Here is a 12235-nt window from a genome sequence, read left to right as displayed (position 1 = left end):
GCTCCTACCCCGGGAACGTCTCGAGCCAGTCGCCCGCGGCATCGAGCACGTCGAGGTCGCCGCGGTCGCCGAGCAGCTCCCAACGCTGCAACGACACCGGTACGTTGCCGTTCAGCCACACGGCATCATGGAACTCGCGGAGCGAGAAGTCGTCGCCGCGGGCGACTGCGGCGTCGGCGAGCAGCCGCTTCACCTCGAGCTTGCCCACGTGGTACGACATCGCGAGGCCCGGGGTCGCAACGTAGTAGGAGGTCTCTTCGGTGGCTGTCTCGACGTCCATCGGCACGAGCCGCACGAAGAAGTCGATGGCCTCTTCGAGGCCGAAGACGCCGGTCGCGAGGTTGACATCGACGACGACGCGCAGTGCCCGCAGCCGCATGAAATTATGCACGATCGTCTGCGAGTGCGGCGCATCGTCGAAGAGCCCAGCATCGAGCATGAGTTCTTCGTTGTAGTGGGCGATGCCCTCGTTGGCGACCGAGTCGACGTAGTGACGGCGGATGGCGCGGGGGTGCCCCCACGAAAGGGCGAGCTGTTGACTGTGCGCCCCCTCGTGGATGATGCCGAGCCGTGGGTCGCGCGCGTTCGCGGCGTCGAAGTACGGAAGGTCAGCCGCGGGTTCGGGCACGTACGAGACCGCGTCGTCGGCGCGCGTGCGCTCGTTCGCCAGGTGGTCGGTCACGCCGAGAAAGGCGACGGGCTCGAGATATGCCGGGTACTTCGAGAAGAAGTAGTGGCGTAGCGTCTCGGGCTGGCTCAGCAGGCCCGCTCGGTCGTAGAACGCCCGCACCTCGGCGTCGCGTGCGGCTTCGTCGGCCACCTCGGCGGCGACATCGCGCGCGAGCGGCGGGACAGGCACGTCACGGTACCGGTTGCGCGTGACCGTCTCGGCGAGCACGGCCCGCCGGTAGTCCTGCAGGGCGGCACGAACGAGCTCTTCGGGCTCGGCCGCGACGAGCGCGACGTGACGCAGGTACCAGACGAAGGCGTCGTGGCCCACGATGACCTCGGCGCCGAGGCGATCAGCGGATGTCTCGAGCCACTGCGCGTACCTGGTGAGCGCTGCACTCGCGGCAGGCTGCGCCTCGGCGAGCGCGGTCGCCGTCGCGGCGTCGGCATGTCGGGCGAGCCCCGCGACCGAGTCGGCGAGGCGCGGCCCGATGCCGTCGAGTTCGGCCGCGGCCACCCGAGCGAGGGCGGCGATGCCGACGCGCTCGAGGTTCGCGATCGCCTGTTCGACGGCGTGTGGGATCGCGGTGAGCACCGTGACCAGATCGGCCTGTCGCCCGGCGTCGAACGGTGGCGGGGCGAGCAGCAGGTCGAACCACGGGCCGAGGATCTGGCTCGTGAGGAACACGGCATCGCGCTCCCAGTTGCGGAGCACGTCGAGTTCCCAGCGCACGCGTGCGAGCGCCGAGCCCAGCAGCCGGTGATCGACCTGGTCGGGAACCGGCATGCCCGCGGCATCCGTCGCCTGCCAACGTTCCACGAAGACGGCGAGTTCGTCTCGCTGCAGCTCGATGGTCGCCGGATCGAACCGCGGCACCCAGCCGCCGGGCCGCTCGATGCGCGGGATGTCGTCTGATGTGCGGAACGAGTTCACGGCGCGCCACTGCCAGAACTCGGTGCCGAGGCGTGCGAGGTCAGCGTCGATCTGGGCCATGCGCGTCACGATAGCCCCGCCCGGCGACACTTGCGAGTCCGGCGAGTCCGGCGCCGGTCCGGCGCGGGACGATGCGGCGGAGCGCCCACCTCGCTACCGTGTTGCGCATGAGCGGTACGCCGAACGAGCCGACCGACCAGCCTCTGAACACCACGGATGCCCCGACGGACGATGCCTCGGCGGCACCGCCCCCTCGCAGGTCGCTGCCCCCCGTGCAGCGCTGGGTGTTCTGGCCCGCGGCCGTCATCGTCGCCCTGTTCGTCGCGTTCGTCCTGATCGCCCCGGATGCGGCGGACGCGATGTTCGGCGCGATCCAGACCGGCATCGTCAACACCTTCAACTGGTATTACGTGCTCATCGCCGCATTCTTCGTGGCGTTCAGCCTGTTCGTCGGATTCAGCCGTTTCGGCGACATCAAACTCGGCCGTGATGACGACGAGCCCGAGTTCTCGTTGCTTGCGTGGTTCTCACTGCTCTTCGCCGCGGGTATGGGCATCGGGCTCGTGTTCTACGGCGTGAGCGAGCCACTCAGCCATTTCGTGTCGCCGCGACCGGGGGTCACCGGCCCGCCCGACGCGCTCGCGCAGGAGGCGCTCGCCCAGACCTACTTGCACTGGGGCGTGCACGCGTGGTCGATCTATGTCGTCGTCGGGCTCGGACTCGCCTACGCGATCCACCGCCGACGCCGGCCGATCTCGATCCGCTGGACGCTCGAACCGTTGCTCGGCAAGCGCGTCGAGGGCGGTTGGGGCCATGCCATCGACGTCGTGGCGCTCGTCGGCACCCTCTTCGGCGTGGCGACTTCGCTCGGCCTCGGCGTGCTGCAGATCAGCGCGGGGCTCGACATCGCCGGCATCCTCGAGCCGAACGCGCTCACGCAAGTGATCATCATCCTGGTCATCTCGGTGTTCGTGCTCTGGTCGGTGCTCTCCGGAGTCACGAAGGGCATGAAGTGGCTCTCGACCGCGAACATGGTGCTCGCGGGGCTCCTCGTGTTGTACCTACTCGTGATGGGGCCGACCGAGTTCCTGCTGCGCGAGTTCGTGCAGTCGATGGGTACGTACATCCAGAACTTCGTCGGCCTCTCCTTCAACGTGAGCGCGTTCCAGGGCACCGCCGGCGAGGAGTGGCAGGCGTCGTGGACGTCGTTCTACTGGGGCTGGTGGATCTCGTGGGCGCCGTTCGTCGGCATCTTCATCGCTCGCGTCTCGAAGGGCCGCACCGTGCGCCAGTTCGTCGCCGGCGTCATCCTCGTGCCGACGCTCATCGGCATCCTCTGGTTCGCGGTGCTCGGGGGCTCGGCGCTCGCGATCGAGCTCGCCGACCCCGGCGCCCTGACCCAACCCGACGGCAGCGTGAACGTCGAGGCCGCGCTCTTCCAGCTGCTCACCTACCTCCCCGGCACCCCGGTGCTGACGATCGGCGTGATCCTGCTCATCACGATCTTCTTCGTCACCTCGGCCGACTCGGGCGCGCTCGTGATGGGCATGATCGCCACGGGCGGCCTACTCAACCCCAAGCGATGGATCCGCATCTTCTTCACCATGATCACCGCACTGCTCGCGATCGCGCTGCTGCTGACCGGCGGACTCACGGCCCTGCAGACGGCGGCGATCATCATCGCGCTGCCGTTCAGCATCGTGATGCTGCTCATCTGCTGGTCGACGGTCATCGCCTTCACTCGTGAGCGCCGCGCCTACGCGAAGGCTCAACGAGCCCAGTTCGTCGACCTCATCGGCGAGTACTACGGGCTCGAGGTCGAGGAACCGCTCCGGCGCGGCATCGTCGTGGGCGAGGTGAGATGGGTGCGCGGGTTTCTGCGACGGCTGCGTCTGGGCACGGATGCCGCGGCAGCGCTCAGACGCGCCTCCCCCGCGTCGCTCGCTGAGCAGAACGCCCTTCCTGATTCCGTGCCGATCGCCGACGTCGACGAAGTCGTCGATCATGATCCGCTGTCGGACCGCGATAACCCCGACGTGCCCGAGCACGGGGAAGACGATCCACGCTCCCTGCCCCGTTGAGGCTCCCCTCGCGGGTTGAGGAGCGACGAAGGAGCGCCTCCCCTCGCGGGTTGAGGAGCGACGAAGGAGCGCCTCCCCTCGCGCGTTGAGGAGCGTCTCCCCTCGCGGGTTGAGGAGCGACGAAGGAGCGCCTCCCCTCGCGGGTTGAGGAGCGACGAAGGAGCGTCTCGAAACCCTGCCCGATCACCGGGTTTCGAGACGGCGCTGGCGCGCCTCCCCACCCGCAGGGCTAGCGTTGTCGCATGGGCATCACCGGCACCTTCCGAACCTCGAAGCGGGTGCCCATCCTGCAGGTCGCCAAGGCGTCGGCCGCGACGATCGCGGCGTGGCTCGTCGCAGGCTGGCTGATTCCGGGGCAGTTACCGGTATTCGCCGCGATCGCGGCACTGCTCGTGGTGCAGCCGAGCGTGAACCAGTCGCTCGGCAAGGCGATCGAGCGTTCGATCGGCGTGATCCTCGGCGTGCTGATCGCCACCGGCGCCTCGCTCGTGTTCGGGCAGAACAGCTGGATCATCCTCGTGACGATCATGATCGCGATGCTCATCGCATGGTCGCTGAAGATGACGCCTGGCACGTCGAACCAGGTCGCCATCAGCGCGATGCTCGTGCTCGCCCTCGGCTCTTCCTCACCCGAGTACGCCGGCGCCCGTATCATCGAGACGCTCATCGGCGCCGCGATCGGCATCGTCGTCAATGCGCTGATCGTGCCGCCGATTGCACTCGCCCCTGCGCGCCGCGACCTGTCGCTGCTCGGCGGTGAGCTCGCGGCATCCCTCGAGCGGCTCGCGAGCGCCCTCGAGAGCCCGCAGTCGGCGGCCGATCTGCAAGGACTCATGGTCGAAGCGCGCCTCATGCGACCGATGCGAGATGCAGCGGATGCCTCGATCTCGACGGGCGAGGAATCGCTCACGCTGAATCCGCGTCGCTCGGCGCACCGCACCGAGCTCGGCGAGATGCGCGCCCTGCTCGAACGTCTGAGCCCCATCGTCACCCAGGTGATCGGCATGACGCGGGCGTTCTTCGACCACTACGACGCCGCGCTGGCCGATGAGCCGACCGTGCGCGCGATCGCAGAGCAGCTGCGGCGGGCCGCTCACGACGTGCGACTCGCCGTGCACCTCGCCGATGTCGACCCCGCGCCGATGACCTCGGCCGTGCCCGCGCTGACCTCACCCCTCGTGGTGTCCGCGCCGAGGTCGGGGCACTGGATCCTCATCGGCTCGCTCCTGGAAGACCTGCGGCGCATCCGCGCCGCGCTCGTCGAGGAGTAGCAGGAGGGGCGGCGCACCGGCGGCGTCGCACCCATCGAGAACCTGCACGCATCAATCGGAAGTTCGACGCGGTGCGAGATCCGTCGTTCTATGCTGGGACCAATTCGACCGAGATCCAGCAGACGACGGGAGGAGCAGATGATGATGACATCGGCGACGACGGGGGCGACGCCCAACGACCTGGTGCGACAGATCACCGTGGCGGTGAGCGCCGTTCTGGCGGTGATCGGCTCCTTCATCGGGTCAGGCGCCGCCGGCGGAACTCCCATTCAGGATGCCGCGGGCGGGGCGCTCGCGGCGGACGCCACACTCATCGCGCCAGGGGGCAGCGCGTTCGCGATCTGGACGCTCATCTACCTCGGACTCGCCGCGTATGCCGTCTGGCAGTTCCTCCCGTCGCAGCGGGAAGCGCAGCGGCACCGCCGCCTCGGTTACCCGATCGCCGCGTCATTGCTGCTGAACGCAGCATGGATCCTCAGCATCCAGTTCGACCTGCTGTGGCTGAGCGTGCCGGTCATCGCCCTGCTGCTGGTCGTGCTGATCATCGCCTTCCGCGTCTGCCGCTCCGTGCCGCCGACCTCGACGGTCGACGGCATCGTGACCGACGGCACGATCGGCCTCTACCTGGGTTGGGTCTGCGTCGCCACCGCCGCGAACATCACCGCCGCACTCGTCGCAGCCGGTTTCGACGGCTGGGGCATCGCGCCCGAAGCCTGGTCGGTCGCCGTCATTTCACTCGCCGGCATCATCGGCGTCGCACTCGCGGTGTGGGACCGCGGCCGGATCGCGCCGACCCTCGCGCTCGGCTGGGGGCTCTCCTGGGTCGCGATCGCTCGCCTGACCGATGAACCGGAGTCGACGATGACCGGCATCGCGGCGATCGTCGCCGTGGTCGCCGTCGTCATCGCGACGGTGTGGGCTCGCATCGCGAGCGGTGACTCACGTGCGCGTGCGGTCGGCGCGGCGAGCACGGCCTGACCCGCAGCATTGGCCGCTCCGCCTCTTCATCGCGATGTCGGCCTTCATCGCGCTGGAGACGCTCGCCACGCCGGGGCGCCAGGCCGACTTCAGCCGAGCAGGTCGCGCACAGCGGCGCCCCACTCGAACCCGCACTCGCGGCAGTCGAAGATGGGCGAATCATCGAGCGAGAGGGCGCCTGCGACATCGGCCGCCTCGACCTCGAAGTCGAGCGGGCCGTAGACGATCGCGCGCACCGCGAGGGAGTCGCAGCGCGGACACGGCTCGTCGATCACCAGGTGCGGTGCGTTGTGCTGCATCTGCTTCGTCATGGCAGTCACGGTACGCCCGGCCGCCGACATCGCTCGGAACGCGTACGCGCGTCGCCACGAGCGGTTCGCTCCGACGCGTCTCCCGAGCAGGCCGCTCGGATCCCTAGACTGAGCGCGTGCTGACTGCCGTCTTCGTGATCGGGATCGTGCCCGCGTTCCTCATCCTCGGGCTGGGTCTCGTCGCGCGCGCCGTCGCCGCGCAACGGGTGACGCAGCGGGTGGTGCAGTACACCCCGGAACGCGGCTCCACGGTGCTGCGAGACGCGCTGCTCGTCGGCGCCGATCGGCGCGCGCCATCCGCTGCCCTCATCGACCTGGCCGTGAAACGCAAGGTGCGCCTCCTCGCAGGCGAGGGAAAGCGAAACCCCATCGGGGTGGAGCTCGCGCCGAACGTCGTGCTCACCGCCGAAGAGACGGCGCTGCTCGAAGGGCTGTTCGGCCCAGAGCACACCCACACGCGTGTGCGCCGCTTCTCCTCCGACCGCCGCGCACTCGCTGGTCGAATGAAGAGCCTGCTGCTGAACACGGAGCACGCACTCGCCCGCGAGGGACTCGTCGCCGAACGCCGCGTCACGTGGCCGGGCGTCACGCTCACCGTTCTCGCCTATCTCGGCATGCTCGTCGAGGTGCTCTTCCTCGTCTTCACGATCATCGACGGCGACTGGCCGGCGCTCATCGCGACGCTCGTCGCCGTCGTCGCGACCATCGCGACGATCTTCGTGACCCCATCGTCGTGGCGCAAGTTCCTCCCCGCTGCGACTCCCCGACGCGAGCACTTGGCGGGGCTCCGGCAGTACATCGCGCTCGTCGAGGCGAAACGGCTGCAGGTGCTGCAGTCGCCGAGTGGTGCAGAGCTGCGGGCGACGGATGCCGCTGCGCCGGCCGCCGCGGAGACACCCGGGTCGTCGCAGGCCGCCGCCCCGATTCCTGCACGCGGCACGCCTGCGGCCGGCCCCTCGGCTGCAGCCCGCTTCCACCTCCACGAGCGGCTGCTGCCCTACGCCGTGATCTTCGGGCTCGAACGCGATTGGATCGCCAAGCTGAAGCTCGAGTACGCCGAGCTCGGGCCGAGCAACTTCGACACGCTCGGCGGACTCGTCGACGTCACGGGCGACATCGCCCTCGCCATCGAAGCCGCTGGCAATGTCGTCGAACTGACCGCGTCGCTCGGCGACCTCACCGACGACGCAGGCAACGTCGTCGACGGCGTCGGCAACTTGTTCGAACTGTTCAGTTCGTAGCGCTCAGTTCGTAGCGCGAGGGCGCGGGCCGATGCGGCACCATGGAGACATGACCGCCGCGGACGAATCCATCACCGTCGATGTCGACGGCACACCCGTGTCGGCGGTCTCGGCGCGCCCGCCGGCACCGACGGCCACGATCGTCGTCGCCCACGGAGCGGGTACCGGCATGGAGCATCCGTTCATGATCGGGTTCACGCGGGCGCTGAACGAGAGCGGGTTCGCGACGCTGCGGTTCAACTTCCCGTACCGCGAAGCGGGGCGGCGGTTCCCCGACCGGCCGCCGGTCGCGATCGCGACGTGGCGCGCGGTGACGGATGCCGCGGCCGCACGCACGACCGCCGACGGGCGACCGGGCGAGCCGATCTGGGCGGCGGGCAAGTCGTTCGGCGGTCGCATGGCGTCGATGGCCGTCGCCGAAGGCATGGCCGTGGCCGGGCTCGTCTTCCTCGGCTACCCGCTGCACGCGCCGGGCAAGCCCGAGAAGCCGCGCGACGAGCACCTGCCCGGCATCACCGTGCCGATGCTCTTCCTGCAGGGGCGGAACGACCCGTTCGCCAAGCCCAACGAGCAACTCGACGACGTCGTACGTCGCATCGGACCGAACGCGACGCTCGACTGGATCGACGACGCGAACCACACGTTCGAAGTGAAGGGCCGCAAGCGCCCGGCCGACGAGATCGGCGCTGCTCTCGCCGTGCAGGTCGCCGCGTTCGTGCGCGCACGGGAATGACGCGCGAGCCTCGCAGTGCGGCGAACGACGGCCCGTAGAGTGGTGGCCACCGATCGGGTCGCGGCACGCTGATGTGAGGCGGCCTCGAGACCCGGGGAGTCATTACGATCGAAGAATTCGCCGACCGAATCACCGCCACCAGGGCACGAATGCGCGATCACGCGTTCGACGCCCTCGTCGTCGTGGATCCCGCCAACATCCACTACCTCACCGGCTACGACGCGTGGTCGTTCTACATGCCGCAACTGCTGTTCGTGCCGGCCGTCGGCGAGGTGCTGCTCATCACCCGACACATGGACGCCGTCGGCGCCCATCGCACCGCCGCCCTGACCGCCGAGCAGATCCTCGGATACCCCGAAGACCTCGTGCATCGCCCCGACCGGCATCCGTTCGACTGGGCGGCCGACCGGTTGCGAGAACGCGGCCACGCCGTGCCGATGCGCGTCGGCTACGAAGGCGAGGCCCACTTCTTCACCCCGCGATCGTTCGCGGCCCTGTCGCGACGGATTCCCGAGTGGCGCTTCGACGACGACCTCGACCTGATCGGCTGGGTGCGGCTCGTCAAGTCGCCGGCCGAGCTGGCGCTCATGCGCTCGGCAGGTCGCAACGCGAGCGCCGCGATGGCCGCCGGCATCGATGCCGTGCGGGTCGGTGCGCCGCAGCACGACGTCGCCGCCGCCATCCAGGCTGCACAGGCCAGAGGTGTCGAAGGCGCCGAAGGCGACTACGCGGCGATCGTCCCCCTCATTCCGACCGGAGAATCCGCCGACACCCCGCACCTCACCTGGAGCGCGCGCCGATTCGCATCGAACGAGGGCGTCTCGCTCGAACTCGCCGGCGTGCATCGCCGCTACCACGCGCCGCTCGCGCGCACCGTCTCCCTCGGGCGCCCCTCACGCGAGCTCGACCGGGTGGCCGGGATCACCGCGGAAGGGCTCGATCTCGTGCTCGGTGCCATGCGACCCGGTGTGAGCGTGCGCGACGTCGTCGGCGGCTGGGCCGCCCTGCTCGCCCGGAACGGGCTCTCGAAAGCGTCACGTCTCGGCTATTCCATCGGCATCGGCTACCCGCCCGACTGGGGAGAGCGCACCGTGAGCATCCGCGACGACGACGACACCGTGCTCGAGGCCGGCATGTGCTTCCACGTCATCGCCGGCATGTGGATGCGCGACTACGGCTGCGAGCTCAGCGAGTCCATCGCGATCACGGGCGACGGCATCGAGATCTTCACGGATGCGCCGCGAAAGCTGATTGTGAAGGCGGCACCCTGATGAACAACGAGACAGGCGGGAACCCGCAGGTCGACGCCGTGATGGCGCTGATCGACGATGCGACGATCGTCGCCGACACCGCCTCGCTCATCGTCGCGGCGAGCGAGAACCCCGGCGGCACCGAGATCCAGGCGGTGCGGATGCTCGAGGGCATCGCTTCACGGCTCGGAATGCGCACGAGACACACCGAGGTCGCGCCCGGCCGCTCGAATCTCTCGATCACCATCGGCCCCGACGAACCGGGAATCCTCTTTCTCGGTCACTCCGATGTCGTGCCGGGCGGCGACGGGTGGAGCGGCTACCCGTTCACTCCGCGAATCGCGGACGGCAGGATCATCGGCCGGGGCGCAGCCGACATGAAGGGCGGCCTCGCCTGCGTGCTGCAGGCGATGGGGGCGGTCGCATCCGTGAGGCCCGACCTCCCCGTCGAGCTGATCGTCACCGTCGACGAAGAGGACCTCGCGACCGGAATCCTCGCCTACCTCGAGAGCGCAGCGCCGCAACCGTACTGGGCCTGCGTCGTCGCCGAGCCGACCGACCTTGCCGTCGTCGTCGCCTGTCGCGGTGCCGCCAACTTCGAGATCGAGATCCGCGGGCGGGCGGCCCACGCCGGGCGGCCCGAAGACGGGGTGAGCGCCATCGCGATCGCAGCCCGCCTGGTCGAACGGATCGGCGACGACCACCGGCGCATGCGCGCATCCGCCGCGGGTCGCCTCGGATCGGGCACCTGGAACGTGGGCCGGATCGAGGGCGGGCACGGCACGTCGATCGTGCCCGACCAGTGCACCCTGCTCGTGGATCGGCGGCTGATGCCCGGTGAGCGGGCGGCCGACGCCCACCTCCTGCTCGAGCAGCTGGCAGCGGAGGCATCCGTCGACGGCTCGACCGTGGTGGTGCGCACTCTTATGGAGATGCCCGGATTCGAGACGGCAGTGGAGCACCCACTCGTCGCCAGTGTCGTGGCGTCTCTGACGAGCGAACGGCGCGATTCAGGCATCGAGGCGTGGACCGCTGCCTGCGAGGGCGGCTTCATGCATGCGCACCATGGCGTGCCGACCGTCATCATGGGCCCCGGGGATGTCGCGGGGCAGGCGCACCAGCCAGATGAATCCGTGGCGATCCACGACCTCGGCACCGCGGCCCGCGCCTATGCGCGCCTGATGCTCTCGCTCGCCGACGACCGCATCTCCCCGGTGTTCCCCACGCACGCATCGACGAGCAAGGAGACCGAATGACCGACCACAGCGCTTCACCCAGCGAGCACGCCGATCCGCCACCCATCACCCGCCAGATCGATCTCACCCCCATCCAGCAGAAGACGGTGAAGAAGGCCGTCCTGGGGGCGATGGCCGGCAACGCCATCGAATGGTTCGACTACGGGATCTACGGCTACCTCACGGGGTACCTGAGCAGCCAGATCTTCGGCGACACCGAGAACGCTCTGCTCTGGACCCTCTTCGGCTTCGCGGTGTCCTTCCTCGTGCGGCCCATCGGCGGTGCGGTGCTCGGCCCGCTGGGCGACCGGATCGGACGGCAGAAGGTGCTCGTATTCACCATCTCGCTCATCTCGATCTCGACCGCGTGCATCGGCCTGCTGCCGACGTTCGACGTGATCGGCTGGTGGGCGCCCGTCCTGCTCTTCACGCTTCGCATCATCCAGGGCTTCTCGGCAGGCGGCGAGTATGCGGGCGCGGCCGTCTACATGGCCGAGCACGCGCCGGACAACCGACGCGGATTCTGGGGGTCGTTCCTCGAGTTCGGCACGCTGCTCGGGTTCTCAGCGGCGGCGATCCTCGTCACGGTGATGCAGTTCACGCTCGGCGAGGAGTTCATGGCGGACTGGGGATGGCGCATCCCGTTCCTCATCTGTCTCCCCCTCGGCGCCATCGCGTTGTACATGCGCTCGTCGCTGCGCGAGTCGGAGACGTTCGAGGAGGCGCACCGGAAGGACACGAGCACGAGCGCGTGGCAGACCCTCGTCAACCTGCTGCGCACCCAGCCGAAGCAACTGCTGAAGATCATGGGCCTCGTCGTGCTCATCAACGTCGCGTTCTACACGGTGCTCACGTACATGCCGACCTACCTGACCAACTCGCTCGATATGGATGCCACGACCTCGGGGCTCATGCTGGTCGCCGTGCAACTCGCGATGATGGCCGTGATCGTGCCGTTCGGGGCGCTCACCGACCGCATCGGCCGGCGACCGTTGCTGCTCGTGGCCTCTGCCGGCTTCATCCTGCTGTCGATCCCGGCCGTGGTGCTGCTCGACACCGGAAACCTCGGGCTGCAGTTCGTCGGCATCTCGATCTTCGGGCTGTTCCTCGTGATGCTGCTCTGCAACATCTCGGCGACACTTCCCGCGTTGTTCCCGACGCCCGTGCGCTTCGCCGGATTCGCGCTCGGTTACAACATCGCGACGTCGATCCTCGGCGGCACAGCCGGCCTCGCCAACCAGGCCCTCATCGATGCGACCGGCTCGAACCTCGTACCGGGCGTCTACCTGACCGTCGCGGGCATCATCGGGTTCCTCGCGGTGCTGACGTTCAACGAGACCGCCGGCCGCTCGCTTCGCGGTGGTGTGGTTCCCGGTGATGACGACCAGGCGCGCATCGCGCGCGGAGAGGTGCTCGTCGGCAAGGTGCACGCCTAGGAATACACGCTCACGGTCACCCGTTCGAATCGGCCGTCTGCCCCGAGCGTTCGTGCGCGCCCACCCTGAGGGCTGAGTCCGGCCTGAGGGCTGAGT

The 12235-nt window shown here is 68.9% G+C and carries 10 protein-coding genes; 8 read left to right on the top strand and 2 right to left on the bottom strand.

Annotation, left to right across the window (positions count from 1 at the left end; genetic code table 11):
* Positions 1-4: 4 nt before the first annotated feature.
* Complete coding sequence (locus tag AC1C2U_RS18410; RefSeq protein ID WP_495363220.1) at positions 5-1663, bottom strand: DUF885 family protein; 1659 nt, start codon at positions 1661-1663, stop codon at positions 5-7.
* A 107-nt stretch (positions 1664-1770) separates the two neighbouring features.
* Between AC1C2U_RS18410 and AC1C2U_RS18405 the strand changes: the two genes are divergently transcribed.
* The 3 genes from AC1C2U_RS18405 (at position 1771) to AC1C2U_RS18395 (ending at position 5933) form a co-directional block, all read left to right on the top strand.
* Entirely contained in the window at positions 1771-3684 is a 1914-nt protein-coding gene (locus AC1C2U_RS18405) for a BCCT family transporter (protein ID WP_495363219.1), read from the top strand.
* A gap of 242 nt (positions 3685-3926) precedes the next feature.
* Positions 3927-4955 (top strand): FUSC family protein, encoded by a 1029-nt coding sequence (locus AC1C2U_RS18400; RefSeq protein ID WP_495363218.1) that lies wholly within the window; start codon positions 3927-3929, stop codon positions 4953-4955.
* Between the two features lie 141 nt (positions 4956-5096).
* A complete protein-coding gene (locus AC1C2U_RS18395; protein ID WP_495363217.1) occupies positions 5097-5933 on the top strand; it encodes a TspO/MBR family protein in 837 nt (278 codons plus the stop codon).
* An 89-nt stretch (positions 5934-6022) separates the two neighbouring features.
* Here the strand turns inward: AC1C2U_RS18395 and AC1C2U_RS18390 are convergent, their stop codons facing one another.
* Positions 6023-6244 carry a hypothetical protein gene (locus AC1C2U_RS18390; protein ID WP_495363216.1) on the bottom strand — a complete coding sequence of 74 codons (222 nt, stop codon included), beginning with the start codon at positions 6242-6244 and terminating at the stop codon, positions 6023-6025.
* 116 nt (positions 6245-6360) lie between these two features.
* Between AC1C2U_RS18390 and AC1C2U_RS18385 the strand changes: the two genes are divergently transcribed.
* The 5 genes from AC1C2U_RS18385 (at position 6361) to AC1C2U_RS18365 (ending at position 12139) form a co-directional block, all read left to right on the top strand.
* Positions 6361-7485, top strand: coding sequence for a DUF2207 domain-containing protein (locus AC1C2U_RS18385; protein ID WP_495363215.1), 1125 nt, complete (start codon positions 6361-6363; stop codon positions 7483-7485).
* 49 nt (positions 7486-7534) lie between these two features.
* Complete coding sequence (locus tag AC1C2U_RS18380) at positions 7535-8218, top strand: alpha/beta hydrolase family protein (protein WP_495363214.1); 684 nt, start codon at positions 7535-7537, stop codon at positions 8216-8218.
* 101 nt (positions 8219-8319) lie between these two features.
* Positions 8320-9489, top strand: a complete 1170-nt coding sequence (locus AC1C2U_RS18375) for a M24 family metallopeptidase (RefSeq protein WP_495363283.1) — start codon at positions 8320-8322, stop codon at positions 9487-9489.
* Entirely contained in the window at positions 9489-10724 is a 1236-nt protein-coding gene (locus AC1C2U_RS18370; RefSeq protein WP_495363213.1) for a M20 family metallopeptidase, read from the top strand. Before AC1C2U_RS18375 ends, AC1C2U_RS18370 begins: the two co-directional genes overlap by 1 nt.
* Entirely contained in the window at positions 10721-12139 is a 1419-nt protein-coding gene (locus AC1C2U_RS18365) for an MFS transporter (RefSeq protein WP_495363212.1), read from the top strand. The genes AC1C2U_RS18370 and AC1C2U_RS18365 overlap by 4 nt, the downstream gene beginning before the upstream one ends.
* Positions 12140-12235: the final 96 nt, after the last annotated feature.

Source organism: Agromyces sp. Y575, assembly GCF_059445445.1.
Note: the sequence above shows the minus strand (reverse complement) of the source record. Positions and strands in the feature narration are given on the sequence as shown.

Bases quoted from the DNA above. Each gene is read 5' to 3' on its own strand.
- AC1C2U_RS18410 (WP_495363220.1), bottom strand. From the start codon at position 1,663: ATGGCCCAGATCGACGCTGACCTCGCACGCCTCGGCACCGAGTTCTGG.
- AC1C2U_RS18405 (WP_495363219.1), top strand. From the start codon at position 1,771: ATGAGCGGTACGCCGAACGAGCCGACCGACCAGCCTCTGAACACCACG.
- AC1C2U_RS18400 (WP_495363218.1), top strand. From the start codon at position 3,927: ATGGGCATCACCGGCACCTTCCGAACCTCGAAGCGGGTGCCCATCCTG.
- AC1C2U_RS18395 (WP_495363217.1), top strand. From the start codon at position 5,097: ATGATGACATCGGCGACGACGGGGGCGACGCCCAACGACCTGGTGCGA.
- AC1C2U_RS18390 (WP_495363216.1), bottom strand. From the start codon at position 6,244: ATGACGAAGCAGATGCAGCACAACGCACCGCACCTGGTGATCGACGAG.
- AC1C2U_RS18380 (WP_495363214.1), top strand. From the start codon at position 7,535: ATGACCGCCGCGGACGAATCCATCACCGTCGATGTCGACGGCACACCC.
- AC1C2U_RS18370 (WP_495363213.1), top strand. From the start codon at position 9,489: ATGAACAACGAGACAGGCGGGAACCCGCAGGTCGACGCCGTGATGGCG.
- AC1C2U_RS18365 (WP_495363212.1), top strand. From the start codon at position 10,721: ATGACCGACCACAGCGCTTCACCCAGCGAGCACGCCGATCCGCCACCC.